Annotated in this window: 27 protein-coding genes; 8 read left to right on the top strand and 19 right to left on the bottom strand. The window is 71.5% G+C overall.

Annotated features, from left to right (window positions below; translation table 11 throughout):
• Positions 1-55: 55 nt before the first annotated feature.
• Entirely contained in the window at positions 56-217 is a 162-nt protein-coding gene (locus ECOMGDLI_RS34790) for a hypothetical protein (protein WP_158221093.1), read from the bottom strand.
• Between the two features lie 501 nt (positions 218-718).
• Between ECOMGDLI_RS34790 and ECOMGDLI_RS21155 the strand changes: the two genes are divergently transcribed.
• Entirely contained in the window at positions 719-2,674 is a 1,956-nt protein-coding gene (locus ECOMGDLI_RS21155) for an ATPase, T2SS/T4P/T4SS family (RefSeq protein WP_233153568.1), read from the top strand.
• Between the two features lie 803 nt (positions 2,675-3,477).
• On the opposite strand, the gene ECOMGDLI_RS21150 is transcribed toward ECOMGDLI_RS21155, so the two are convergent.
• Positions 3,478-3,714, bottom strand: coding sequence for a hypothetical protein (locus ECOMGDLI_RS21150; protein ID WP_088318836.1), 237 nt, complete (start codon positions 3,712-3,714; stop codon positions 3,478-3,480).
• 85 nt (positions 3,715-3,799) lie between these two features.
• Entirely contained in the window at positions 3,800-3,979 is a 180-nt protein-coding gene (locus ECOMGDLI_RS21145; RefSeq protein WP_088318835.1) for a hypothetical protein, read from the bottom strand.
• A gap of 255 nt (positions 3,980-4,234) precedes the next feature.
• On the opposite strand from ECOMGDLI_RS21145, the gene ECOMGDLI_RS36320 reads away from it, so the two are divergent.
• Together ECOMGDLI_RS36320 and ECOMGDLI_RS21140 are read left to right on the top strand one after the other, a co-directional pair.
• On the top strand, positions 4,235-4,357 hold the full coding sequence (locus ECOMGDLI_RS36320) for a hypothetical protein (protein ID WP_255396014.1): 123 nt from the start codon (positions 4,235-4,237) through the stop codon (positions 4,355-4,357).
• A gap of 219 nt (positions 4,358-4,576) precedes the next feature.
• Positions 4,577-5,110 (top strand): hypothetical protein, encoded by a 534-nt coding sequence (locus ECOMGDLI_RS21140; protein ID WP_088318834.1) that lies wholly within the window; start codon positions 4,577-4,579, stop codon positions 5,108-5,110.
• 68 nt (positions 5,111-5,178) lie between these two features.
• Here ECOMGDLI_RS21140 and ECOMGDLI_RS21135 read toward each other — a convergent pair whose 3' ends face one another.
• The 13 genes from ECOMGDLI_RS21135 to ECOMGDLI_RS21075 all read right to left on the bottom strand — a co-directional run bounded on the left by ECOMGDLI_RS21135 (position 5,179) and on the right by ECOMGDLI_RS21075 (position 15,866).
• Entirely contained in the window at positions 5,179-5,481 is a 303-nt protein-coding gene (locus ECOMGDLI_RS21135) for a hypothetical protein (protein ID WP_088318833.1), read from the bottom strand.
• Positions 5,478-5,885: a hypothetical protein gene (locus ECOMGDLI_RS21130; RefSeq protein ID WP_088318832.1), complete on the bottom strand. Its 408-nt coding sequence runs from the start codon at positions 5,883-5,885 to the stop codon at positions 5,478-5,480. The genes ECOMGDLI_RS21135 and ECOMGDLI_RS21130 overlap by 4 nt, the downstream gene beginning before the upstream one ends.
• Positions 5,885-6,208 carry a DUF3467 domain-containing protein gene (locus ECOMGDLI_RS21125; protein ID WP_088318831.1) on the bottom strand — a complete coding sequence of 108 codons (324 nt, stop codon included), beginning with the start codon at positions 6,206-6,208 and terminating at the stop codon, positions 5,885-5,887. The genes ECOMGDLI_RS21130 and ECOMGDLI_RS21125 overlap by 1 nt, the downstream gene beginning before the upstream one ends.
• A gap of 607 nt (positions 6,209-6,815) precedes the next feature.
• The gene (locus ECOMGDLI_RS21120) at positions 6,816-7,022 is read right to left on the bottom strand and encodes a hypothetical protein (RefSeq protein ID WP_088318830.1); all 207 of its coding nucleotides are present in this window, start codon (positions 7,020-7,022) and stop codon (positions 6,816-6,818) included.
• On the bottom strand, positions 7,019-7,576 hold the full coding sequence (locus ECOMGDLI_RS21115; protein WP_088318829.1) for a hypothetical protein: 558 nt from the start codon (positions 7,574-7,576) through the stop codon (positions 7,019-7,021). Before ECOMGDLI_RS21115 ends, ECOMGDLI_RS21120 begins: the two co-directional genes overlap by 4 nt.
• The gene (locus ECOMGDLI_RS21110; RefSeq protein WP_088318828.1) at positions 7,573-7,794 is read right to left on the bottom strand and encodes a hypothetical protein; all 222 of its coding nucleotides are present in this window, start codon (positions 7,792-7,794) and stop codon (positions 7,573-7,575) included. The genes ECOMGDLI_RS21115 and ECOMGDLI_RS21110 overlap by 4 nt, the downstream gene beginning before the upstream one ends.
• 104 nt (positions 7,795-7,898) lie before the next feature.
• Positions 7,899-8,564 (bottom strand): hypothetical protein, encoded by a 666-nt coding sequence (locus tag ECOMGDLI_RS21105; RefSeq protein WP_143447826.1) that lies wholly within the window; start codon positions 8,562-8,564, stop codon positions 7,899-7,901.
• A 554-nt stretch (positions 8,565-9,118) separates the two neighbouring features.
• Complete coding sequence (locus ECOMGDLI_RS21100) at positions 9,119-9,508, bottom strand: VOC family protein (RefSeq protein ID WP_088318826.1); 390 nt, start codon at positions 9,506-9,508, stop codon at positions 9,119-9,121.
• Between the two features lie 326 nt (positions 9,509-9,834).
• On the bottom strand, positions 9,835-11,700 hold the full coding sequence (locus ECOMGDLI_RS21095) for a hypothetical protein (RefSeq protein WP_143447825.1): 1,866 nt from the start codon (positions 11,698-11,700) through the stop codon (positions 9,835-9,837).
• Between the two features lie 32 nt (positions 11,701-11,732).
• A complete protein-coding gene (locus ECOMGDLI_RS21090) occupies positions 11,733-12,197 on the bottom strand; it encodes a hypothetical protein (RefSeq protein ID WP_198955063.1) in 465 nt (154 codons plus the stop codon).
• Positions 12,198-12,711: 514 nt separating this feature from the next.
• Positions 12,712-13,908, bottom strand: a complete 1,197-nt coding sequence (locus ECOMGDLI_RS21085; protein ID WP_088318824.1) for a DUF2235 domain-containing protein — start codon at positions 13,906-13,908, stop codon at positions 12,712-12,714.
• A 209-nt stretch (positions 13,909-14,117) separates the two neighbouring features.
• A complete protein-coding gene (locus ECOMGDLI_RS21080; protein WP_198955062.1) occupies positions 14,118-14,825 on the bottom strand; it encodes a hypothetical protein in 708 nt (235 codons plus the stop codon).
• Positions 14,826-14,897: 72 nt separating this feature from the next.
• The gene (locus ECOMGDLI_RS21075) at positions 14,898-15,866 is read right to left on the bottom strand and encodes an NAD(P)-dependent alcohol dehydrogenase (protein WP_088318842.1); all 969 of its coding nucleotides are present in this window, start codon (positions 15,864-15,866) and stop codon (positions 14,898-14,900) included.
• 191 nt (positions 15,867-16,057) lie between these two features.
• On the opposite strand from ECOMGDLI_RS21075, the gene ECOMGDLI_RS21070 reads away from it, so the two are divergent.
• Positions 16,058-16,732, top strand: a complete 675-nt coding sequence (locus tag ECOMGDLI_RS21070; RefSeq protein ID WP_088318823.1) for a TetR/AcrR family transcriptional regulator — start codon at positions 16,058-16,060, stop codon at positions 16,730-16,732.
• A 6-nt stretch (positions 16,733-16,738) separates the two neighbouring features.
• Here ECOMGDLI_RS21070 and ECOMGDLI_RS21065 read toward each other — a convergent pair whose 3' ends face one another.
• Together ECOMGDLI_RS21065 and ECOMGDLI_RS21060 are read right to left on the bottom strand one after the other, a co-directional pair.
• Positions 16,739-17,692, bottom strand: coding sequence for a hypothetical protein (locus tag ECOMGDLI_RS21065; protein WP_088318822.1), 954 nt, complete (start codon positions 17,690-17,692; stop codon positions 16,739-16,741).
• 92 nt (positions 17,693-17,784) lie between these two features.
• The gene (locus ECOMGDLI_RS21060) at positions 17,785-19,725 is read right to left on the bottom strand and encodes a substrate-binding and VWA domain-containing protein (protein WP_088318821.1); all 1,941 of its coding nucleotides are present in this window, start codon (positions 19,723-19,725) and stop codon (positions 17,785-17,787) included.
• Positions 19,726-19,878: 153 nt separating this feature from the next.
• Between ECOMGDLI_RS21060 and ECOMGDLI_RS21055 the strand changes: the two genes are divergently transcribed.
• From ECOMGDLI_RS21055 to ECOMGDLI_RS21040, 4 genes are read left to right on the top strand one after another with little or no spacing between them, the layout of a single operon-like run.
• Complete coding sequence (locus ECOMGDLI_RS21055) at positions 19,879-20,805, top strand: ABC transporter ATP-binding protein (RefSeq protein WP_088318841.1); 927 nt, start codon at positions 19,879-19,881, stop codon at positions 20,803-20,805.
• Positions 20,789-21,703, top strand: coding sequence for a hypothetical protein (locus tag ECOMGDLI_RS21050; RefSeq protein ID WP_088318820.1), 915 nt, complete (start codon positions 20,789-20,791; stop codon positions 21,701-21,703). The genes ECOMGDLI_RS21055 and ECOMGDLI_RS21050 overlap by 17 nt, the downstream gene beginning before the upstream one ends.
• Complete coding sequence (locus tag ECOMGDLI_RS21045) at positions 21,700-22,611, top strand: ABC transporter ATP-binding protein (protein WP_088318819.1); 912 nt, start codon at positions 21,700-21,702, stop codon at positions 22,609-22,611. The genes ECOMGDLI_RS21050 and ECOMGDLI_RS21045 overlap by 4 nt, the downstream gene beginning before the upstream one ends.
• Complete coding sequence (locus ECOMGDLI_RS21040) at positions 22,608-23,336, top strand: ABC transporter permease subunit (protein ID WP_088318818.1); 729 nt, start codon at positions 22,608-22,610, stop codon at positions 23,334-23,336. Before ECOMGDLI_RS21045 ends, ECOMGDLI_RS21040 begins: the two co-directional genes overlap by 4 nt.
• 13 nt (positions 23,337-23,349) lie before the next feature.
• On the opposite strand, the gene ECOMGDLI_RS21035 is transcribed toward ECOMGDLI_RS21040, so the two are convergent.
• The gene (locus ECOMGDLI_RS21035) at positions 23,350-23,808 is read right to left on the bottom strand and encodes a hypothetical protein (protein ID WP_088318817.1); all 459 of its coding nucleotides are present in this window, start codon (positions 23,806-23,808) and stop codon (positions 23,350-23,352) included.
• Positions 23,809-23,841 lie beyond the last annotated feature (33 nt).

Genomic DNA, 23,841 nt, shown 5'->3' with positions numbered 1-23,841 from the left:
TCGGATACTTCCTCGGTGCCGGCACAAAGACCACCTTCTCGTGGCTTCAGACCAGTCACCAGACCGGGGACGGTTCAGGGATCGCTACCTGCGCCGACAACGCCAACAGACCGACACCGCCAGCGACAAGCGCTGCGTCGCGGACCCAGGATCCCGCAATCCTGTCCGCCAACGCGTCCGCCGGCAGCAGTGGACGCACCCTCAGCACCTCGGTCATGACGGCCCACCTTCAGCATCGGCAACGACCTGCGATCTTAACGGCCGCGCGCAAGCCCCACGATGGACCCGGCTGCGTGCGCCACCTGGTTCTCAGCGATGCCAAATGGAACTCCCCTCGGCTCCTTCGCCCCGCCGGCCGCGCATAGCCCAACATGTGCCGGACCCCGGGCCGGCAACGCCTCCCGCGATGTCGTCCTGGTGTTGAAGCGGGTGTCCGAGTGGCAACCTGCAAAGGCTCACACGGTCATACACCTGTGCCGATGTGAACGAGCTGGGGACGCGCCGCCCATCGGCGACCGCGGGCGTGTCGTCCCGCGCATCCGGCATGCCGGCCAAGAACTCGGCCAGCATGAGGTCATGGATCTTCGGTCTTCTGCGGCACCCCAGATGGTGTGCGCCACGGCGGCCGATGGAGTGATGGCCAGTGGTAGGCCGGCATAGCGGCGACGGTCCGCTCGACGCTCCCTCCAACGCGCGCCAGGCGCCGATCGGCGGCGGCGTGGCGGTGCCGGTGCCGGTCCAGCGTGGCAGGAAGCGGCTCGGCGACGTCTTGGTTCAGCACGGACTGTTATCGCCCGAGCAGCTGGATCTCGCGCTGGAGGTCCAGCGCTCGTCGCAGGGCCCGCGGCGGCGGCTGGGTCAGGTGGTCGCGGATCTGGGTCTGGCGTCGGAACGGGATGTCGCCGAGTGTCTTGCGAGTCTGCTCGGCCTGGACCTGATCGACCTGTCGAAGATCATCCCCGCGCCGGACGTGGTCCGGTTGCTGCCACGGCAGATCGCCGAACGCACCGGGGTCGTTCCGGTCGACCGGACTGCGAGCGGTGGCCTGCTCGTTGCCGCCTCGGATCCGACGAACGTTCTCGCGTTGGACGACGTCCGGCTCTACACCCGCACTCGGGACCTGACCGTTGCGGTGGCGACCGACTCGCAGGTGCGTGAGCAGCTGGGCAGGGCGTGGTCGCTGGGTCAGGACAGTGCGTCGGTGGAGGCGATCGTCGATGACGTCGAGGACGACGAGGACGGTGCGGCGGCGGCGCCGAGCGGCGGTGTCTCGGTCGATGACGCGCCGATCGTCAAGCTGGTCAACCAGATCCTCGCGGACGCGGTCCGGCTGCGGGCCTCGGACATCCACGTCGAGGTGCAGCGCGACGTGATGCGGGTGCGCTACCGCGTCGACGGGCTGCTGCGGGACGTGATGAACGCACCGCGCCGGATCGCCGGGTCGGCGATCAGCCGGATCAAGATCATGTCCGGGTTGGACATCGCCGAGCGGCGGGTCCCGCAGGACGGCCGGACCCGGTTCTCCGTCGAGGGGATGGCCGTCGACGCCCGGGTCAGCACCCTGCCCTCGCTGCACGGGGAGAAGGTCGTCATCCGGCTGCTCACCCGCGGCGACGCCGTCCCCGGCCTGGACAGCCTCGGCTTCGAACCCGACCAGCTCGCGGCGTTCCGGGCCGCGCTCAACGTGCCGCAGGGCCTGGTCCTCATCACCGGCCCGACCGGCTCCGGGAAGACGAACACCCTCTACTCCGCGATCGCCGAGATCCGCACCCCGGACAAGAACATCGTCACCCTCGAGGACCCGGTCGAGGTCCAGCTCCCCGGCATCACCCAGGTCGGGGTCAACGACAAGCAGGGCATGACCTTCAGCCGCGGCCTGCGCTCGATCCTGCGCCAGGACCCCGACATCATCCTGGTCGGCGAGGTCCGCGACGCCGAGACCGCCGAGCTCGCCCTCAAGGCCGCCCTCACCGGCCACCTCGTGCTCACCACCCTGCACACGAACAGCGCCGTCGCGGCCCTGACCCGGCTCGTCGACATGGGCGCCGAACCGTTCCTCGTCGCGTCCTCGCTGACCGCCGCGGTCGCCCAGCGCCTGGTCCGCCGCCCCTGCGGGTCGTGCCTGGAGACCTACCGGCCCGACGACGTCACCCTCGCCATGCTCGGGATGACCCCCGCCGACGTCACCGGCATGTTCGGCCGCACCCTGCCGCGCCGCGGCGCCGGCTGCCCCGAGTGCGGCGGCACCGGCTACAAGGGCCGCACCGCCGTCTACGAGGTGCTCAGCGTCGACTCCGCCATGCGCCAGGTCCTCATCAAGGACCCCTCCGAAGGCGCCGTCGGCGCCCAGGCCCGCGCCGTGGGGATGGCCACCCTGCGCGCCTCCGCCATCGAGAAGGCCCGCCGCGGCGAGACCACCTTCGAGGAAGCCGCCCGCGTCACCCACTCCGACGCCGGCGGCACCCATGCCTGCCCCGCCTGCGAACGACGCGTCGAGTCCGACATGGTCGTCTGCCCCTGGTGCGCCGTCACCCTCGACCGCGGACACTGCCAGAACTGCGCCCGCCAGCTCGACCCCGACTGGAAGATCTGCCCCTGGTGCCGCACCCGGCCGGAGTCCGTGAGACTGGTTACCGCAGCGCTGGCGCGCCATACGCCGGGCAACCCACCCTAGGGCGCGTTCCCCGGTCGCGGCATGTTGCCGGGGCGTGCCGATCGGACCATCGGCATCCGAGTGTTGCAAGCGCTGCCATACGAGACGCGCCGTCGTCGTCCCTTGCTGAGCCTGCCCTCCGGGAGCCATCTAAGTCGCCGACCGAGCGGGTGCACCGGCGGTACCCGGATGGTCCGTGACCCGCGGAGGGGCCAGTCATGGCGGCGGGCATTCGGATTCGTGTCGCCGGTCGCGGACTTCTGAAGGCCCGGTCCCAGCCTTCCACACCGGCGTCCGATCAGCCGTCGCGGGCAGGCCAACAGCCCGCTGGAACGAGCCGGGCCTGGCGGCAAAGGCGCGGGGTCGGGCGGCGGGCCCGGCCCGTCGCCTGGGTGCCCCCCTCCCCCGGCCCCAGGGGGCTCACCAGTCGCGTGACGTGACCGGCTTGGACACGAGGGCACGACGGGCCGCCGCGAGCGCGCTGCGTTGCTCTCAGCGGCTCCCGAGCGGTTGGAGCAGTCGACGCACTCGGGCTGCGTGTTGGACAGGGTGGTCGTGGGTCTGGAGCAGGGGGTCGGGTGCTGCTCGCTTCGAGGACCATGCCCTGGTCAGCGCGTTCACCCCGCACGCATGACTCGGGCGACGCTCTCCGCCCTGGGCGTGCGCGAGCCCCGGTCCGTCGGGGTGGCCGGGGCTCGTGGTGACGGGGGCACGGTGGTGCTCCGCCGTGTCACAGCATCGAGCCGGGTGCCGTGGCGGTGCAAGTTCTCGCTGGTCAGCGGCGCGTCACGTCGTTCGGCGCACAGCCAGACCTCGTAGTGGGGTCAGGCGCGGGGGTCGAGGTCCTCGAGGCGGTCGACCTTGAGGAGCTGCGCGAGGTCGTGACGGTGTCCTGGCGGGATGGGTGCGCTGCAGGTGAGCCAGGCGGCGACGAGCTGGGGGGTGGCGTCGAAGTAGGCGCCGATGGCGGCGAGCGTGAGGTGCAGCTCGGTGGCGCGGTCCAGGAGCGGGGTGTCTGGCCGGGCCGAGGGGTCGTACTGGGGTGGGATCTCAGCGGGCATGGGGCGACGGTACCGGGGCCAGCAGCGGGGCCGGCGTGGTTGTCCACAGGGCCGGGGCCCTGTGGGGTCAGGGGGCCCTGCGGGTTCAGCGGGCCATGTCGGGGTCGGGGGTGAAGTCGGCGTCGTCGCCGAGGATGAACGCGAGGGAGGCCTCGTGGCGGGGGAAGAACGCCATCTGCTCGGGGGTGGTGGCGACGACCCAGGTGCAGATCCGGCGGTTGAAGGCCTTCTCGTCGCGGGCGACGACGACGCGGCCGTTCCACACTTCCCCTCGTAGGTGTCGATGAGGATGGCCCCGGTCGGGATGGTTTCGTCGATCTCGGTGACGATGACCTCGGGGAGGACGAACGTCCGGACGATGGCGACGAGGATCTGCGTGGCGGCGTTGGCCCGGATGTAGAAGATGCCCTCCACAGTGCCCCTCTCCCCTGCTCGACCTGATGGGACAAGTCTACCGAAAATCCTTCCCGATGAGTAGGATTCTTGATAGTCTTTTCCTTGTCAGCGAGAAGGAAAGGAGGTGATACTGATGCTGAACCTGCGGCCCATTCTGACCGCATTCATCGACCAGGGGTACACCGTCACCGTGACGGCGTCCCACCGGTACATGGTGCGCAACAGCAAGGGCGAGTCGTCACGGTGATCAGCCCGACCGCCAAGGACTGGCGGGCGTTGTCCAACGCCCTGTCCAAGCTCCGGCGCGACGGCTTCACCTGGCGCGGCCGCTGACGCGGCGGTGCCCCTCCCCGAAGCAGACGGGGAGGGGCACCACTCAGCAGGTTCGCACGACCACCAGCCCGCGGTCGACCCGGCCGGCCCACCCACGGGGCCGGCCGGGCGACCCGCACCAGAAGGAGACACCGTGTTGTGGTTCGCCCAGGTCGGCTACGAGCCGGCCAAGCCCGTCGACGTCGAGGACGTCGCCGACTCCCTCATGGACGCGCTGCCGACCGCGGACGACGTTCTGCCGTCGATGTCCGGCCCGGACGACGCCGGCATGTGGACGGTCCGGTTCTGCGTCGAGGCCGACACCCTCAAGGCCGCCACGACCCGCGCAACGGCCGAGTTCGCCCGCTCGATCCACGAGGGGCTGCCCGGGGTGAAGGTCCGCACCCGGTTCCTCGAGGTCCTCGACGAGCCCGAGTTCGACCGGCGCCTTGCCGAGCCCCTCGTGCCGGCACTCGTCGGGATCTCCGAGATCGCCGCCCAGCTGGGGGTCTCGAAGGCACGGGCACGCGAGCTCGTCCGCGACGGCCGGATCCGCAAGGTCGTCGACCTCGCGGCCGGGCCGGTCTGCCTGGCCCGGGATCTCGAGTCGTACGCAGCGACCCCGCGGCGCGCAGGACGGCCGCGGAAGGCTGCGGTCGAAGGAAGACACCCGGGTGACCCGGGTTGACCTTGCCCGGCCCCGTTGCGCTGACTCACGGCTGAGATGGCACCGCGGGGGGCGTCGCCAGGCCCCCGCTAGTACCCGAGGAACGGATTGCGGCCGCCCACTGACCTCTCCTGGATCTTCGCGGTCCATTGCTCCGCAGACAGCGGGCAGTCAACCAGGTCCCAGAACTCCTTGAGGTGCAGGAAGCACTGCTTGGCCATCAGGGCGCCAAGATGCTCGTCGATCTCTTTCATGCCATGAGAGATCCGTGTCACCACCTTGGTGGTGCCGGCGACCTCGAGCCGAAGCATCTTGTGGTGAGACGACTCGTCCGCAGTCATTCCCTTGCTGGTGAGGGCGGCTTGGACGTCCGCGACCTTCTTGACGGTCACGCTTTGGTGGGCGCCAGGCGCAGCAGCTCTGCAAGGAGACGGGCCATCGCCGGAGCCAGGTCGTCCTGGTGGCGAAGCACCTCGCGGAAGTCGGTTAGGGCCTCCCGGAAGTCGGCCACCGCCTCAGCAAGGCTGCCGCCGACGCCAAAGATGCCGGTGGTGGGATCAACCACCGAGACGTAGGACTCTGTCTTGCGGACGTCCACCTCGAGCGAAACGAGTCCACCGAGGCCATCCGGACCCAAGTCCACCTGGCGGCGCCACTCGATGTTCTTCGTGGTGCCCAACGAGGAGACCTCGTCCTGCACGCTGGTGAGCTGAACGAAGGTTGACGGCTGACGAGTCGTGACATGGGTCTGGAAGCCGACGGGGACCTCAGTGGTGACCTGCGCGAGCGCGGACATCAGATCTCCTTCTCGATCTCCAGCTCGGTGTACAGCCGGTCCGGCATGTTGATCTTTCCGACCTGATCCTCGTAGGCCCTCAGGGTCTTCTTCAGCATCTGGTAGAGGATGACAGCGTGTTGAGGACTCATCCGTACGACTGCCTGGGCACGCGAGTCATTCGGCGAATCTGCCTGCAGCCCGAAGTCGAGCCTCAGTCCGTAGGGGGACACGTTGATGCGCACCGCGTCGGTGTAGAACTCCGGCGGCGATCCCGGAAGCAAGAACGTCGACCCCTGAGACACAACGGACCTCTCGATCGTCTGGCACTGTTCCCTGACCATACCTACGTCACAACGGGTGACAGTAGGGTCTGGTTGAGTGTTTCGCTCAGAGTTGACGAACTACATCGGTGCGATTCATCCGTATGCCTCACCGAGGTCACTTCGTCAGCGCGGCACTCGCGCGACGAGGTCATCGGAGGGGCGCCGACGGATGCCTGGCGAGCCGGGCCCCGGCGGCGTGCTGGGTCTGAAGGACCACCGGGGCCCGGCCGCCCGCCCGGGCGTCTCGGGGGGATGCACCCGGGCGATCACCCGAGATGAGCGTGCTCCCGAACAGGGGGTACGGAGAGAGTGCTCGGCGACTCGGGCAACAGCCACTGTAGGGCTGCCGGAGCGGGACGTCGATCACGTGACGGATCCGTCACATCCGCTCCCGTTCCCGCACCGAGCCCCTAGTCAAGACAGTAGGTGCGGCGGCCGATACCTGAATCGTTGGTGAGCATCCGACAGGCCTGTCAGCGTGCAGGCTGCTCTCCTTCCAGGCGGCTGAGACCTCGTCGTCTGCCGGCCCCCGCCTCCCTGCCGGAGGGCGGGGGCCGCGCTGGTCTCCACGGCCCGCCGCCGTCAACTCGTGTCGCGAGCCCCACGAAAGTCAGGGGCCGAGTAGCTACCGCAGCGCGACCACGAGGCCGCAGGAGCATGTGACCAGCCTGCCGACCTGCTCGCGGATGTGGGTGGCGTGCCGCCCCCTGCCTGCGAGGAGGTCGGCGACGTCGGCGCCGATGGTGGCGAGGTCAACGCCGTCCGTGCCTTCTGCGCGACGGGCGCGCGCGTCGTCCAGTCGTCGGATGTTGTCCGGCTCGTCGTCCGTCACAGCCCGCCCTCGTCGGTCGGGGCGACCTCGGTCGCCGCGTGCTTGCCCTGGATCAGGATGAGCGGCTCTTGCCCGTCGCGCCACTTCACGACGAGCTCAGGGGTGGAGGCTGAGGGCCAGATGTCACGCGCCCCGTACCCGAAGGCGAATGCCTGCCGCATGAGCTCGGTTGCCGCCTCGCGCCTGATGGTCGCGGCGCCGACGAGCGCTGCCGGGGGACCGTCGTCGGGGAATCCTTGATTGCGCGTGACGTAGTCGCCGCCGGCACGCGTCTCCGGCGGCCGCGTCCTGTCGCCGTTGAAGGTCACTCGCCGTGCCGCGGCGGCGAGTTCGCGATCGGTGGGCGGAGCGTCTGCGTCCGCGGCGGCCTTCGTGAGTTCGGGTGGCGCCGGAAGCTCGGTGAGCGCGGTGACGCCGTCCTTGCCAGCAGACACCGACTTGACCTTCTTGACGAACACGGCGATCGCCTTGCGCTGCGTCCACACCAGTAGCGCGACGACTGCCGGCCACGCGATGGAGTGGACGATGTCGGCGATGAACTCGAGGCCGCTCACCAGGGCACGTCCACGAGCGTGTCGGCGGGCACGGTGATCCGGGCGATGCCACCCATCGTCTCGATCTGCAGGTGAACGACGGGCTGGTCCTGGCCCTCGACGGTTCGAAACGACAGAGCTCGCAGGGTGCCCCGGATCGTCTCGCGGCTCGCGTGAGGGGAACGCAGCGAGACGTCGGACCCGACGACGCCGCCGTTCAGGTCGAGCACGGTAGTCATGGCCATCGACGGTAGCGGGGCATCCGACACCGTTCAGGCGTGTTCGTCGGATTCGAGACTGCCGGACGGCGTGTCGTCTGGTACCACTCGGCGCCCCAACGTCGTCACGCCGGCCGCGTCCGGCGTGTCCGCTTGGAGCGCTGCTCGAGGGCGAACCCGGCAACCTCGACGGGGTCGTACGTCGTCCGGCCGGCGTCGTCCTTCGGGTGCCGGGCGACCTTCCCGCGGGACGCCCACTGCCGCAGCGTCTGCTCGCTGACGGCGAGCCGGTGCTCAAGGGCGAGCCACGCGACGAGGTCGGGGGCCGTCATGGGCTTGTCGAGGTTCGGGGCGAGCCGGGCCTTCCAGTGCGCGAGGACGCCCCACTCGCCGCAGTCCCGGCAGCGCAGGATGGCGTCGGGTTCGTGGTCGATGGGGACACGGCCGCCGCACGAGCAGGCGATCGTCAGGGTGGCGCCGCGGGACCGGAACGCGAGCCGGCGGCCTTCGACGGCGAGGCCCTCGTGCCGGACCGGGGGGCGGCCGTCGGGGACGTCGTCGTCGGTCCAGCCGAGCAGGTCGGCGGCGAGCTGGTCGGCGTGCTCGGGGTGGGCGAGCAGCCGGTCGGCGTTGAAGGCGATCTTCTGGCACATCCAGGGGACGGTGTCGACGGCGTCGTCGAGGGACGACCCGAAGTCCTCGGCGAGGATCCGGCACAAGCCGGTGAGGTTGGTGCGGACCCGGGCGGCGGCAGGAGGACCTTGTGCGTGCCCGTCGCTCGCGCGAAGCACTGGCCGACGAGCCGCTCGACCGGCGGGTACCTGAGGTCCTCGGTGCCCGGCAGCAAGGCGGTCGAGGCCCGGCGTCGGCCCGCCGCGGGTCGGTGGGTGACCCGCCAGGGCGATGACCCGAGGCCGTTGCGGCTCCCGAACGGGGGTAGGGGAAGGCCGAGCGGACACTCGAGCAGGCTCACTGTAGGGCCGATCATGGATGCGTGACATACCGGCCGAACTGGCGATCTCGCGAACGTCATGGTTGGCGGTGCCCGGTTCTGGGTATCCCGTCTCCGCTACCCGCGGCCAGGCAGGGGAACCTGCGGGGAGTGGCGGCGCCCGGTGCGCCGGTCACACGTCAGACCGGGCGCCGTTCCCGGCTCCCGCATTGTGTGGCCGGGCCTGGGCGCAGTGCCTGCCAAGAGACGGCGGCGGTTGGGCGCTGATCGGTTCCTCGTGCGCTTGGCACCGCCCATGCAAGTCGGCGGGTTCAGTTCGCGCCCGTCGGTGGAGTGTCGGTCCCGAACCGGGGGTCTCGGTTCGAGGATCCGGGTGGTGTCTTGCCTGTGGAGTCAGCGGTTGAGAGGCTCGTGGAGGCACAGGATGTTGCCGTCGGGATCCTTGAACCAGGCGGCCTTCTCGGCGCCGAGGACGCAGACGTGATCAACCATCTTCAGGCCGGGAAGATCGTAGTCGTCGAACACCACGCCGCGCGCCTGCAGCTCGTGGATGGTCTCACCGATGTCACCGACCTCGAAGCTAATGGCGGTGTGGTCCGCTTGCGAGCCGGCCGGTTTCTCGATCAACGCCAACGTCGAGCCACCGGCCAACGCGAACAGGAGCTTCCCGTCGGCGTCCAGACCGCGGAACGTCAACCCAAGGACTTCGCCATAGAAGGTCCGCGCCATGTCCGGCATGGATGTCGGCAGGATGGTCGTAGCTACAGCGGCGTGAAGACCCATGACTGATCCCTCCGGTCAAGCAGTTCAAGCGATCGTGCCACGCGTCCCCCTGGCAGCCAAGGCCACAGCGGCGTACAGCTCCGGCATGTCTGAGAAGCCGCGGGCAAGGCTGTTCCGCACACCAGAGCGCCTCGCCTCCTTGTATGCGTGCTACCGGTCGTGGTGCCGTACCGGGATCTGCCCCGATGTCTACGTCGTCCCTGGTCCCGGCATCCACCGCGACCGCTCGAGCGGGATGGATCAACAAGTCATCGCGACGAAAGGGGCGAGCGGCACCACCCACTGAATCCCCACTGGCCCACGAGGCCGTGTCCCGTAGATCCCCCTCAACCCGCGGTGCCAGAGGTGCTGTCCAGGATCCATTCCACCGGGCGCGCCGGATCCGGGTTGTAGACGCAGGTCGCGCCGGTCCGCACCGTGTCGGTGAGCAGGCGGCCGGTTGCGGCGTCGGCGTCGGCGATGCGAGCGATGGCTGTTGCGATCGCCTTGCGGACGGCGACTCTTGCCCGCTCGTTGTCGCCTCCGGAGCGCCGGACGCGACCGCCCATGCCTGTCGCGGAGGCAAGCTCGTCGAGCAGGAACTCCCGTTCGGTGGCGATTTGTTCCAGGCGGTGGTGGTCGCCGGCGTGCTGTGCGTCGTCGAGCATCTCGTCGAGCTGGCCGAGCCGTCGTCGGTACTCGGTCAGGGCGCGCCGGTCGAGCAGTTCGCCCATCGCGTCCTGCAGGATCGCCTTGCCGCTGGTCCCGTTGACGGCGGCGACGAGGGCGGGCGCCGTCAGTGGGACCGCGGGGCGGGCCAGGAGCAGCCTTAGGTACCGGAAACCCTTGACACCTTTGACGATCGAGGCTCGGTCAGCCGGACCGACGAGCCAGACGTCGTCCCCCTCGGGGACCAGCATGATCGTGTCGGGCGAGGCCGCGGAGGCCGTCGGCGGAGGAGAGTTGGACGTCCCGTGGGTCGTCAGGTCCCGCTTCTGCAGCCGTTGCGACCACCACGTGGCCCCGAGCCGCCGGTAGCCGGTGGCCGCCGCGGCGGTGTGCCGCGCCGCCTCCCTCTCAAGGCCGAGCGCGGCGCAGGCAATCGCGAGGATGTGGTCCACGACGCCGACGAACGCGACACCCCCGGCGTTGACGACGCCCCGGCCGGTGTACGGCGTCAACTCCTCCACGGCCTCGCGCAGCAGGCCCGGCAGGCCGACGCCGGCAGCGACCTCGGCAACGGACGTGACGACGAGCAGCCAGTCCACGTCCCGGGGCACCTGTGCCAGACCACCGGGCGCCACCTGCTCGAGGAGTTCCGCCGCGCGGTCGGGCTCGCCGGCCTCCAGCCAGAGCACGCATGCCTCGGCAGTCACCGAGCGGATCCCCTGCGTGGTCCCGAACGTCTCGTAGTCGATGGCCTCCCGGCGAAGGGCCTCACGGTCGGCCTCCTGCCGCGCGATCCCGGACGCGAGGACATGGACGAGTGCCTCGCCGTCCGGCTCGCCGCTGGCCCGGGCAGCTGTACGGACCGTGTCCAGGCAAGAGTGTGCTGCCGCGACGTCCCCGACGAGCAGCGCTTGCATGCCGTGCCGGGAGGCCGAGAACATCTGCACCCGGGCCGAGCCGCTCTCGCGTTCGAGATCGTCGAGGACCCGGAGCTGGCGGTGGACGGCAACCACGTCGAGCATCTCCAGTCCGGTGGTCAGTCGCCACAGGGCGGCCGACAATCGACCCTCGACGTCTGTCAGCCGCCCGGCCAGCCCGTCGAGCCGGGCCGCCACGGCGACCCTGTCGGGCAGGTCATCCGGTCCCCAGCGGCCGAGCAGGTCGGCGTCCAACGCTGCGGCCAGGATGGCCGGGTCGCCCAGGCGCTCGGCCACCTCCAGTGCGTCCGCGGCGAACGGCGCCGCGCGCTCGAACTCGTTGGCGTACCCCCAGACCCGCGCCAGCTCGACGGCGAGCAATGCCCGCAGCCGCAGCGGCCCGGACGCCACTGTCCGCTCATAGGTCTCGTGGAGGTAGCCCGCCGACACGGCTGGCGCCCCGAACCGGCGGTCACCGGCCAGCCGGCGGGCGGCCTCCGCCATCGCCACCACATCGCCGTCCGCACGGGCGGCCTCGAAGCCGCGGACAAGCACGCGACGTGGGCCGTGCCCCGGGCTGCCGGCTTCGGCGCTGTCGGAGTGAACGGGGTCGGCGGGGTCCGCCATGGCGACCATCGTAGGAGCGGGCTCCGGGTTCGTCAGGGACGCAGGAGTCGGACGGCGGCGCGGTGCTCCGCGACTCGGGCGGAGGGCCAGTCCCCGGTGCAGTAGACCGCCAGCTCGCGGATCGACCCGTCCACGACGTCTGCGCGGAACAGTTCGCGGCAGTACCACTCGTCGTCGCCCGTCTCCCACTGCTCCTCGACCTCAAGGACGAACCCGCCGTCCATGAAGTCCAGGCGGTGCCGCGGTACGCGTCCGACCATTGGGTGGCCTGCCGCCCGCAACGCGACCCCGCTATCGGCGGTGTCTGCCTGGAGCCGCCACAACGGCAGGGTGAAGTCCGTGAACATGTCCGGCGCGAACAGCCCGTCGGCGACGACCCCGGTCTCGAGGAAGTCGATGAACTGCTGGGCGAGGAGCCGAGCAGCGTCAGACCCCTGCGCAGTGGTCGCCGCGGTAGCAGATGTCGGCGTGGTGGTCGTCGTGGATGTGGTGGTCACGGTTCCTCCTCTGTCGGGACCGTCCCCGCGGACAGCTCTCACGACGAAGGCGTGACTTCACGCATCACATCGTGACGGGCAGCGGGACCAGGGGCGGACTGCGACCTCCTCAGCAGTCAGACGGGTCCCCAGCCGTCGACTGGAGGCGCACGCAGCCGCCATGGATCACCAGGCAGTCCCGCTCACAGGTGTGTGCGTTGTAGGCGGTGGTCGCGATGATCGACGACCTCGTCATCTCCTGTCGCGATGGCGAGCCTCGCGGCTTCTGGCTGCGGCATGGCTGACAGGTTCCTCGCCCGCCCATCTGTGCAGGTCAATCGGCACGTCTGGCTCGATCTTGAAAACCGTTAGGGCGGTACCCAACCCGTCCTCAGGGGTTCGAATCCCTTGCCCTCCGCAGATGCCTCCGCGCGGCAATCATGCCGTTGACCTGCACCTACGGGACCGATCGCCGCCCCGTGGCCGAGGTGAGCGCTACGACTCCGTGGCCGGTGCAGACCAGGTCGACGACGGCTCAGAGGTGCGGAACCCCGGTCTCGCAGAGGTGCACCGGGCCGGGGATGGCGTGGTGGTCGGCGGCCGTGGTGTGCACGTGGACCACGCCTTCGCGGCGGGACAGAGCGGGCTTGCGCACGCCCGTGCTGCCCCATCCGGGAACCCTGACCGGCCACAGCCGGGCGTTGTCGATCTCCAAGCGGGGCACCTGCTCGACCGCTCGCCAGGCCGGTGTCCAGGAGGGATGGATGACGGGTGGGCCCGGCGGATCGGCCTCCTCCAGCAGGGCGACGCCGGACGGGCTGAGGGCCAGCCCGCCGTCGACCGCTGCGGCCTCGCTCGTCATCCAGCGCAGGGCGATCCGGGCGGTGGTGGCGTGCTGCTCCCCGCCGCCACCGATGTCGCTGTGCGCACCCCGGAACCAGACCTCCAGCACGTCCTGGTCGAGGATCCGCTGCCGGACCGCGGGATCCAGCCGGGACATCGCCCGGGCCGGCTCCTGGTCGAGGTCGAGACCGCCCCAGGTGGTGGGGGTGAACCAGGCCCGGCGCTCGTCCAGGGCCAGTGCGTGCCGGACGTGGCGGACGTCCGGGTTGTGCCGCAGGTGCGGCAGCCTCACCGGCAGCAGGCCGCCGTGCGACTTGACGGTGTCCCACACACCGAGGAAGTGCACCGGGCAGTCCTGGTTCAGACCTTTGAGGGCCTCGATCCGGGCAGCGACCTCGCCGACAGGACGCATCTGCTGGAACACCGTCCAGGCCTGCTCGAACCGCACACCGCCGTCGTCCCCGGGCCGGGGCAGGCCGCACCGGTGCAGCAGCCCGGCGAGTGCCCTTACGGTGAACGCGCCGCGGCTGAAGCCGAACAGGAACACCCGGTCGCCCGGGGCGTACTGCTCGGCGAGCGCCAGGTACAGCTGGCCGACGTTCTCCTTCAGACCGTGGCCGGTCGCCTGCCCGCGCAGCCGGTCCCAGCCGGCGCGGAACCCCGTGCCGGGCGCGGCGCCCTGGACGAGCAGCGCGTCCCGGGCGGCGGCGGTCTGCAGCCGGTCGACGGCACCGGCCGGGTCCGCCCCCGTCCCGATGCCCTGGTCGTAGATGACGATCTGGCGTTCGCGGTCCAGGGCCAGCAGGCCGATGAGGGCGCTGACGTTGCTGGCCCTGCGGTGCAGGGAGTTGCCCGTCCCGTCCGAGCAGACCACAAGGGTGCGGGCCATGGCGTCCTCTCCGGTCGTCGTCCTGCCGGCTCGGCTCGAAGCGCTGCTCCGAGAGCTGGACGCCCGCCCCGCCGGGTTCGAGGTCGGCAGTGAGCGACCGGCCGCATCTCAGGGCCGGAACCACGATGCCGCAGAAGATCACGGACGTCGAGGGTGGCTTCAGGACCAGTTGGACGGCGTCGACCGGCGCCTACCTTCCGAGAGCGACGTCAGCCGCGTCCACGCATGAGGCGAACACCGGTGACCACGAGCCAGACGAGCCACGCCGCCAGCCCCGGGAGCCCGACGAACAGCAGGGGCGAGCCGTCCGCGATGGCGAGGCTTCCGGTGCCGGCCACGATGAGGACGCCGCCGCCCGCGACGGCGAGCAGCCGCTGCCACGGCCGCGTCAACCCGCTCACGTGGGTGGCCAGCGCCGCGCCGACGAAGGTCGCCCCGAGGGCGGGCAGCGAGAGCCCGTAGGCCGCGGCGTGGAGCTGCCAGAGCACCTCGAGGGCGGGGGTCGGTGCGGCCAGGCCGTCCGCGGCGAGCACGACCGCGACGTGCGTGCTCATGACGAGGACGTACACCGCCGAGAGCGTCGCCCCGGCTGCCACCGCGAGCCGCGACCAGTCCGCCCCTGCGCCGCCACGGCGCTGCACGAGCCCGTGCAGTCCCGTGACGAACAGCAGGAGCAGGAACAGGTTCAGGGCCTCCTGGCCCACGGCGACGGACACGGCGCCCCGGTTCGCGGCGTGGTACGCGAGGACCTCAGCGGGAGAGGCACCGTAGTCGGGTGCACCGGTGAACATCGCGATCTGCACCATCACCGACGCGGCGTAGGCGACCGCGGCGCCGCCGACGACCCGCGGGGTGAACCCCCGGTCCTGGACCTGTCGGTCCTCCGGCGCGGTGGGTTCTGTCCTCTGGGTGCTCACGTCGTCACTCCTTCGTCTCGGGCGGATGGCAGGTGTCGAGCAGGTACTGGGTGTTCGCGCGGATCGGCGTCGTCAGACGGTGACGACGACCTTCCCCCGGGTGTGGCCGGCCCCGACGCGGCGGAGGGCCTCGGCTGCCTCGGCGAGGGGGTAGGTGCGGTCGATGACCGGTCTGACCTGCCCGGTCGCGAGCAGGTCGGCCAGGGCGAGCAGGTCCTGGCGCTTCTCGACCGACAGGAAGGGCTTCAGCCGCTGACGGGTGAACCCGGACAGCGCACGGGCCCTGACGATCCGACCGAGGGGGCCGAGCCAGCGGCCGCCGCGTCCGCTGTTGGGGACGAGGGTGCCGGTGGGGGTCAGCACCCGGCGGACAGCCGCGAGGGGCTGGGCCTCCACGTTGTCGAGGACGACGTCGTAGCGGTTCTCGGTGCGGGTGAAGTCGGTCTTGGTGTAGTCGACGACGTGGTCGGCGCCGAGCGACCGGACCAGGTCGACGTTGCGGGTGCTGCACACCCCCGTCACCTCGGCGCCGAACGCCTTGGCGATCTGCACGGCGAAGGAGCCCACGCCGCCCGATGCGCCCGTGACGAGCACCCTCTGGCCCGGGCGGAGGCCCGCGACGTCACGCAGTGCCTGCAACGCCGTCATGGCTGACGTGGGCACCGCCGCCGCGTCGACGATCGACACGTCGGCAGGCACGGGCACCAGGTTGTCCGCCGGGACGCAGGCGTACTCCGCGAGCGTTCCCGCGGTGCTCCAGCCGAACACCTCGTCGCCGGGGCGCAGAGTCGTGACGGCTCTCCCGACCGCTGCCACCACGCCGGCGAGGTCCCTGCCCGGGATGCCGTGGCGCGGCCGGCGCAGCCCGAACGCCAGCCGCAGCACGTACGGCTCACCGGTCATCACGAAGTAGTCGCCGGGATGCACCGAGGCCGCGACCACCCGGACGAGCACGTCGCGCCGACCGGGCGCCGGTACCCCGACCTCGGACGACGAGAGCACCGAGGGCGGGCCGTAGCGGTGCTGGACGGCGGCCCGCATCGTCGCCGCACCGGCCGGGCCCGCGCCCGGCACCGGGCGTGCTCCGACGCCGGATCGCTGTTCGGTTCCCACAGGAGCTCCTCATGTCCAGGTGGATCCACGCTCGTTCGTACGCTGTACGACGTACGCTGTACTATCGACGTACGCCGTACGATTGTCAAGCCGTCGGAGGGAGCGAGAGGAGACCACCCGTGCCTGTGAAGGGACGCCGCCAGGTCGCGTCGGACGCGGGTCTGAGCAAGCAGCGGGTGGTGGTCGAGGCGGTCCGGATCGCCGACCGAGAAGGGGTCGACGGGCTGAGCATGCGCCGGCTGGCCGACGCGCTCGGCGCAGGTGCGATGTCGCTGTACCACTACGTGGCGAGCAAGGACGAGCTGCTCGACGCCATGATCGACCTCGTGTTCGAGGAGATCGAGCTCCCGCCCGAGGAGACCGACTGGCAGTCGGCGATGCGACGGCGGTCGCTGTCGGCCCGGCAGGTTCTCGCGCGCCACCCGTGGGCGATCGGCCTCATGGAGTCGCGGACCTCACCGGGGCCCGCCAACCTCCGCCACCGCGAAGCGGTCACCGCCTGCCTGCGGAAGGCCGGCTTCCCGGTCCTCATGGCGACGCACGCCAACTGGTTGCTCGACAGCTACGTCTACGGGTTCGCCCTGCAGGAGGCCAGCCTCCCTTTCGACACCGCCGACGAGTTCGCCGACATGGCCGAGGGTGTCTACCTGCCGCAGCTTCCTCCCGAGGAGTTCCCCTACCTCAACGAGTCCGCCGCGGCGCTTCTCGCTGCCGACTACGACCCGGCGGAGGAGTTCGTCTTCGGCCTCGATCTCGTCCTGGCCGCCCTCGAGCCCCTGAGGGCTTCCGACTAGCGGCGCTCACGGGCCGTCGTACCACCGCAGCACCCGCAACGCGCGCAACGTGTTCCAGCGGCTGGGCTTCCCGTCGCCCTCCTCGAGCTCGAAGTGCACGAGCCCGGGGTGGGTGTTCTCCAGGAGCCAGGTGCCGTCGGGCTGCTGCGTGTCGCGGACGTGCTGCACCGCGTCGGCGAGCCGCGGGTCCGGGGTGCCTCCGACGGCCCGGAAGTACTCGAGGCCTCGCAGGACGTCGTAGTACCACTGCGGGGGGAACGAGAACAACAGCCAGTCAGGGTCGACGGTCTCCCCAGTGCTCGCGCGGCGGAAGAGCCTGCGCGTGAGCAGGTACTCCTCGCCGCGCCGGCGTGCCTGCGCGACCGGACGGGGGCCGCCCGCGCGCTCGTACTCGAGCAGGCCCTCGAGCACGCAGATCGTCGAGTGGAAGGACGACCTGACGGAGCCGTTCTCCGCCTCGCAGTTCCAGCCGCCGTCCTCGAGCTGCTCACCGAGCAGACGGGCGACGATGCCGTCGACGTCCTCGCCGAAGTAGGCGCCGATCGTCACGGTGCCGCCGTTGATGCACGGCTCGACCTCGCCGGCGAAGAACGGCTCACCGGCGTACTCCCACCGGCAGTGCTCTCGGACGCCGGCCACGGCCGCGCGCACCGCGGGGTGGCCCGGCTCGACGCCGAGCTCGCGCAGCAGCCGCAGGGTCGGCAGCGTCGAGGTCCACGGCTGGCCCTCGGGGTCGCCCACGACCGGCTGCGACGGTCGCCAGTCCTTGCCGGGGAAGCATGCCCCGCCGGCCCACTGCCCGCCGTCCTGCAGGTCGAGAAGCCGCTTGCCCCAACCGGTCTCGGCCACCCGTGCCCGCTCCGCGGCCACCTCGGCGGTCGGTGCGTCCGTGAGGTCTCGGAGCACCTGCCACCGGACGGCCGGGTCGGCGTCCAGCAGCCACGTCACGACATCGCTCATCGGTCGTCTCCTCCAGCCTCACGTCGGGACCTCGGCGCAGGACGCTAGCCAGGATTCCGGACGGAAGCCTTCCTGGTTCGAGACGCCCCCGGTCAGAGGTTCGACAGCGCGGCGGAGTAGATCTTCGGGATGTCGGCGGGCGTGGCCGCGACGTAGCTGGCCCCCTTGGTCGCACGCGCGATCTCGGCGAGGCTCTCGGCGTCGGCATCGGGGCCGTACGCGATCGTGATGACGCGGATCTCCCGGCCGCCCGAGATGCTCTTGATGAGCTTCAGCAGGCCCTGCAGCTGGAGCCCGCCGTCGGCGTCGTTCCTGCCGTCGGTGAGGACGACGACGGCGTTGATGCGGTCGTCGCGGTAGCGGTCGAGGACGCTCCGGTACGCCGCCGCGACGCTGTTGTACAGACCGGTGTCGCCGCTCGGCCGCAGGTCGCGCAGGGCAGCGGCGATCGCCTTCCGGCGGACCTGGTCGCCCACCGCGCCGTCCATCGGGCCGACCGGGACGAGCTCCTCCCAGTCCTGCACGCCGCGGACGCCGCCGGAGAACGCCCACAGGCCGACCTCGTCGTGGTCGGTGAACAGCTCGAGCGAGGCCTCGGACGCGTCCACGGCGGCGTCCAGCCGGGTCTTCGACGACCCCGGGACCGGCTCCGCCATCGACCCGGACACGTCGACGAGGCTGATCACGTTGGCGGTCTTGCGCAGCTCCGCCCAGCTGTCGAGGATCTCGCCGGTGATCCGCGGGGACGGCGGCGTGAGGACGCGCCGGGGCTGGTCGGGGATGACGCCCTGCGCTAGGCCGTCGTCGCCGGGCCGGCCGGCGGCGTCGCGGAAGTGGTTGTCCTGCCACTGCTTCTGGACGGTGGGGCTGAGCAGGTACGCCAGGAACGCGTCGGCGGCCTCCCGCTTCGCCGGGGTCACCCAGGGAGCGCTGAGGAGCGCGTACGGGTGGTCCGCGACGAAGGTGCCCTCCTTCGGGTACACCGCGACCAGCGGCACCTGCGGTGCCCGGTGCTCGCCCGCCAGGGCGGGGTCCCCCGTCGGGTTGCCCTCGTTGTAGGACGGGACGAGGTTCTCCTCGGTGACCAGAGCGGAGATGTACTGCAGCGCCTTGCCCTTGTCGTCGGCGCGCAGCCAGTCCGACTGGAACGACGCCGTCGTGTCGCCGTACCGGACGACGGATTGCTCGACCCCGGCGACGAACCGGCGGGTGGTGGCGGCGGAGATGTCCTTTGAGCGCAGCCCCGACATCCGGCCGACGGCTGCGTAGTACGTGGCGACGGTGCCCTCGAGGCCGGCGTGCGAGAAGTTCGGGTTGGTCTTGCCCAGGCTGAACCGGCCCCACTCCGGGTGCCCGTAGGCGCCCCAGCCCTTCCGCGACGACGCGAGCGTGAGCAGGTCCGCCCAGCCGATGGGCTTGTCCGGCCAGCCGAGCGCCGTCGCCATCGGGCGGGGCATGGCGACGACCATGGGGGACGACGCCAGGTGCGGTACGTCGTCCGGTGTCGGGATCAGGCTCGAGCGCTGCGCCTTGACGAGCCGGTCCTCCAGGAGCGGCAACCAGATCGAGCCCGTCGGCGACCAGACGTCCGGACGCTCGCCGTCCCGCTCGGGCCAGCCCGCGGCGAGCGCGGTGGCGGCGGCACCGGACGACTTGGGGACCACGGTGACCTGCACGCAGCGACCGGCCGCGTCCTGGCCCGACCGGGAGAACTCCTCGCCGAAGCGCTTCATGAGGGCGGACTTGTCCGCCGACGCGGCGACGACGAGCGGCGTCGCCGGTGTGCTGCACCGGGCGGCCGTCAGGGCGGCCGGGACGGCGGTGGCGTCGTCGCCTCCGTCCCGCGTCACGACCACGGCCCCGGCGGCGCCGAGCGCGGCGACGAGAACGGCCGCGGTCAGGACCCTGGTACGACGACGCCGGCGGCGACGGCGCTCGGCTACGGCCGCCAGGAACTCCGGCGGCGCGACGAACTGCGGCATGCCCCACTCCCCGATGAGCGCGATCCGTGAGGACCGTGCGGCACGAAGCATGCCCGGATCATGGCGCCGACGAAAGGCCGGATTCGTACCGTGTCCGGGCCATCACGATCAGGTCCCGACCGCGGCTCCACGGGGGCCGGCCGCAGTGCAGGAGGGGGGCTGGCTGCAGGGTCTGCCTCCGTCGGCGCGCCTAGGGTGTTCGTCGTGCCTCTGATCGCCACCGACGCGCTCACGATGCGTTTCGGCTCCATCACCGCGGTCGACACCCTCACCCTGGACGTCGAGCCGGGCGTCGTCGGGCTCGTGGGCGCCAACGGCGCGGGCAAGTCCACGCTCATCAAGATCCTGCTCGGCCTGCTCCCCGCGACCGAGGGGCGCGCCGAGGTGCTCGGGCTCGACGTCCGCGACGCCGGTGAGGCCATCCGGGAGCGGGTCGGGTACATGCCGGAGCACGACTGCCTGCCCGCCGACACCACGGCGACCGAGTTCGTCGTCCACATGGCACGGATGTCCGGCCTCCCGGCGACCGCCGCCCGCGAGCGCACCGCCGACGTCCTGCGTCACGTCGGCCTCTACGAGGAGCGCTACCGCTCGATCGGCGGCTACTCCACCGGGATGCGGCAACGGGTCAAGCTCGCGCAGGCGCTCGTGCACGACCCGCAGCTCGTGCTCCTCGACGAGCCGACGAACGGCCTCGACCCCGCCGGCCGCGACGAGATGCTCGGGCTGATCCGCAGGGTGGGCAGCGACTTCGGCATCTCCGTGCTCGTGACCTCGCACCTGCTCGGCGAGCTCGAGCGGATCTGCGACCACGTCGTCGTCGTCGACGGGGGCCGCCTCCTGCGCTCGTCGTCGACGGCCGACGTCACCGCGGTGAGCGGGGTGCTCGTCGTCGAGGTGGACGACCGGGCCGGGGACGTCGCCCGGCTGCTGCGCGAGGGCGGCCTCGACGTCCGCCCGGCCGGGCGCCTGCTCGAGGTGGTGCTGGACGGCGAGGGCACCTTCGACGCCGTCCGGGACGCCGTCGCCGGGCTCGGGCTCGGCCTCGTGCGCATGGAGCGCCGTCGGCACCGCATGGCCGAGCTCTTCGAGGCACCGCGCGAGGAGGCGCACCATGTCGACGTCCCCTGACGGCCGGACGGCGTCCGCGCCGCCCGGCGGCGGTGTCATCCACGACATCGGCTACCGGCACTACGAGGGTGCCCGCCTGGGGCGCGCCGCGATCGTCCGGGCGCTGTACGTCGACAGCCTGCGCGGTGCCTTCGGGCTGGGGCGGTCGGCGAAGAGCAAGGTGATGCCGTTCCTGCTGCTCGCGGCGATCGCTTTCCCGGCCCTCGTCGTGGCCATCGTCGTCAACGTGACCGGCCAGAGCGAGTTCCCGTTCGAGCTCACGTCGTACGCGTTCCTGCTCTACATCCCGCTCTCGCTCTACGTCGCCGGGCAGGCGCCCGCGAGCGTCAGCAGGGACCTGCGGTTCCGGGTGGTGTCGCTGTACTTCTCACGGCCGCTGCTCCGGCAGGACTACGTCGCCGCGAAGTACGCGGCCCTGTCCACCGCGGTCCTCGGCCTCCTCGCGCTGCCGTTGGTGCTGCTCGGCGCCGGCGGCCTGCTCGCCGGCTTCCCGGCGTCCGACACGCTCGCACAGCTCGGCCAGGGGCTGGTCGGCGCGGCGGTCACGGCGCCGGTGATGGCCGGCACCGGCCTGCTGCTGGCGTCCGTCACCCCGCGCCGCGGGCTCGGGGTCGCGGCGGTCATCGCGTTCTTCGTCGTCGTCACCGGCGTCCAGAACGCGCTCCAGGGCCTTGCGGTCACGCAGGGCCGCGACGACCTGGCGACGTGGACGACCCTCGCCGCACCGATCTCGACGGTGGACACGATGATCGCGTGGCTCTTCGGTACCGAGCCGACGGCCAGCGTGGTGCTGCCGGACGGCGCGCAGGGGCTGGCCTGGGTCGCCGCGGCCGCGGCGCTCGTCGTCGTCCCGTACCTGCTCCTGCTGGTCCGCTACCGCACGGTGTCCGTCTCATGAGCACCGTCGTCATCGACCAGGTCTCGCGCTGGTTCGGCAACGTGGTCGCCGTCAACGACGTCAGCATGACGATCGGCCCGGGCGTCACCGGGCTGCTGGGCCCCAACGGCGCGGGCAAGTCGACGCTCATCGCGATGATGGCGGGCTTCCTCGCGCCCTCGGCCGGCAGCGTGACGATCGACGGCGAGCCGACCTGGCGCAACGAGCAGATCTACCGCCGTCTGGGCCTGGTGCCCGAGCGCGAGGGCATGTACGACGTCGTCACGGGCCGCGAGCTCGTGCTCGCCAACGCGCGGCTGCACCTGCTGCCCGACCCCGAGGCGGCGGCGGCCCGGGCCGTGGCGACGGTCGACATGGAGGCGGCGCAGGACCGCGAGATCTCGACGTACTCCAAGGGCATGAAGCAGCGCATCAAGATGGCGACCGCGCTCGTGCACGACCCGTCCGTCCTGCTGCTCGACGAGCCGTTCAACGGCATGGACCCGCGCCAGCGGCTGCACCTCATGGAGCTGCTGCACCGGATGGCGGACGACGGACGCACGGTCCTGTTCTCCTCGCACATCCTCGAGGAGGTCGAGCAGCTCGCCGGCAGCATCGAGGTGATGGTCGCGGGACGGCACGCGGCGTCCGGCGACTTCCGCGAGATCCGCCGTCTCATGACCGAACGGCCGCACCAGTACACGATCAGGTCCAGCGACGACCGGGCGCTCGCCGCCGCGCTGATGGCGCACGGGTCGACGTCCGGGGTCGAGCTGCGCGAGGCTGCGCTGCACGTCCGGGCCGCCGACCGCGCCGCCTTCGTGCACGTGCTGCCCCTGCTCGCCCGGAACCACGACGTGCGCCTGTACGAGGTGGCACCGGCCGACGAGTCGCTCGAGAGCGTCTTCTCCTACCTGGTGGAGCGATGAACGCCACTGTCGCCCGGCTGACGGTCCGTGGGCTCCTCGGCCGCCGCCGTGCCCTGCTGCTGCTCGTGCTCCCGCTCGTCCTCGTCGGGATGGCCGCGGTCGTCCGCGTCGTCGCCGGGGCGGACGACGGGACGGCGGTCGGCCTGGTGGGCGGGTTCGGCCTCGGCACGATCGTCCCCCTCGTCGCCCTCCTGGCGGGGACGGGGTCGATCGGCCCCGAGATCGACGACGGCTCCATCGTCTACCTGCTCTCCAAGCCGATCAGCCGGTTCACGATCCTGGTGAGCAAGCTGGCCACGGCCGTGGTCGTCGCGCTGGCGCTCGGTGCCCTGCCGCTGGCTGCCGCCATGCTCGTCCTGGCCGACTCGCCCGGTGCGCTCGTCGTGCCGTACCTCCTCGGGGCCGCCGCGGCGTGCACCGCCTACGCGGCGCTGTTCCTCTGCCTGGCCGTCGTGACCCGCAACGCGGTCATCGTCGGCCTGCTCTACGCCATCGTGTGGGAGACGACCGTCGCCGGCTTCGTGCCCGGCGCCCAGAACCTGTCGGTGCGGCAGTGGTCGCTCGGCCTCACCGAGGCGTTGCTCGGTGCGGACGCCGACCGGTTCGGTGTCACCGCGGCCGTCGCGGCGTCGACCGGCGGGGCGCTGCTCGTCGCCCTGACGGTCGCCGCGACGTACCACGGTGCCAGGCGCCTGCAGACCCTGCCGCTCACCTCGGCCGAGTGAGGCGTCGCGCCGGTCAGTTGAAGGCGTCCATGAAGGACTCCGCCCCGAGCGCCGTCAGCACGGTCTTCGCGACGTCCGGGCAGGCTGCCGCGGCCGCCTCGTCGAGGTCCGCGGCGGTGCGCGGCTTCTGCTCGGGGTGCGCCTCGATCCAGAAGGCGAGGTCGCCGGAGAGCTGGGCCAGTGCGCCCTCGGGTGAGCCGGCCGCGGAGATCTTCGGTGCGTCCTCGCTGAGGAAGGCGCAGAAGTCGGCGGCGTCGAGGGGGTTACCGCCCGCGGCGGGCTCCGGCGCCGCGGTGGAGGTCGCGGGCGGCGAGGCCGACGACGACGGCGCGGCGGCCGAGGTCGTCGCCCCGGCCGCGGTGGACCCACCTCCCGACGACGCTCCGCAGCCGGCGCACAGCGCGGCGAGGGCGAGGACCGCGACCGGTGAACCGGCGGCGGACAGGGCGGAGCGGCGGGTGCGGCGGGTCATGACGTCCTCTCGTGGGGCAGCCCGTCAGGACCG

Source organism: Kineosporia sp. R_H_3 (assembly GCF_002198675.1).
Taxonomy (GTDB): domain Bacteria; phylum Actinomycetota; class Actinomycetes; order Actinomycetales; family Kineosporiaceae; genus R-H-3.
This window is presented reverse-complemented; position numbering and strand designations above follow the sequence as displayed.

Excerpts from the sequence above, each read along its gene's own strand:
- ECOMGDLI_RS34790 (WP_158221093.1), bottom strand. The coding sequence starts at position 217 with ATGACCGAGGTGCTGAGGGTGCGTCCACTGCTGCCGGCGGACGCGTTG.
- ECOMGDLI_RS21150 (WP_088318836.1), bottom strand. The coding sequence starts at position 3,714 with ATGCCCGCTGAGATCCCACCCCAGTACGACCCCTCGGCCCGGCCAGAC.
- ECOMGDLI_RS21130 (WP_088318832.1), bottom strand. The coding sequence starts at position 5,885 with ATGTCCGCGCTCGCGCAGGTCACCACTGAGGTCCCCGTCGGCTTCCAG.
- ECOMGDLI_RS21125 (WP_088318831.1), bottom strand. The coding sequence starts at position 6,208 with ATGGTCAGGGAACAGTGCCAGACGATCGAGAGGTCCGTTGTGTCTCAG.
- ECOMGDLI_RS21110 (WP_088318828.1), bottom strand. The coding sequence starts at position 7,794 with ATGACTACCGTGCTCGACCTGAACGGCGGCGTCGTCGGGTCCGACGTC.
- ECOMGDLI_RS21100 (WP_088318826.1), bottom strand. The coding sequence starts at position 9,508 with ATGGGTCTTCACGCCGCTGTAGCTACGACCATCCTGCCGACATCCATG.
- ECOMGDLI_RS21095 (WP_143447825.1), bottom strand. The coding sequence starts at position 11,700 with ATGGCGGACCCCGCCGACCCCGTTCACTCCGACAGCGCCGAAGCCGGC.
- ECOMGDLI_RS21085 (WP_088318824.1), bottom strand. The coding sequence starts at position 13,908 with ATGGCCCGCACCCTTGTGGTCTGCTCGGACGGGACGGGCAACTCCCTG.
- ECOMGDLI_RS21075 (WP_088318842.1), bottom strand. The coding sequence starts at position 15,866 with ATGCGGGCCGCCGTCCAGCACCGCTACGGCCCGCCCTCGGTGCTCTCG.
- ECOMGDLI_RS21065 (WP_088318822.1), bottom strand. The coding sequence starts at position 17,692 with ATGAGCGATGTCGTGACGTGGCTGCTGGACGCCGACCCGGCCGTCCGG.
- ECOMGDLI_RS21060 (WP_088318821.1), bottom strand. The coding sequence starts at position 19,725 with ATGCTTCGTGCCGCACGGTCCTCACGGATCGCGCTCATCGGGGAGTGG.
- ECOMGDLI_RS21050 (WP_088318820.1), top strand. The coding sequence starts at position 20,789 with ATGTCGACGTCCCCTGACGGCCGGACGGCGTCCGCGCCGCCCGGCGGC.
- ECOMGDLI_RS21045 (WP_088318819.1), top strand. The coding sequence starts at position 21,700 with ATGAGCACCGTCGTCATCGACCAGGTCTCGCGCTGGTTCGGCAACGTG.
- ECOMGDLI_RS21040 (WP_088318818.1), top strand. The coding sequence starts at position 22,608 with ATGAACGCCACTGTCGCCCGGCTGACGGTCCGTGGGCTCCTCGGCCGC.
- ECOMGDLI_RS21035 (WP_088318817.1), bottom strand. The coding sequence starts at position 23,808 with ATGACCCGCCGCACCCGCCGCTCCGCCCTGTCCGCCGCCGGTTCACCG.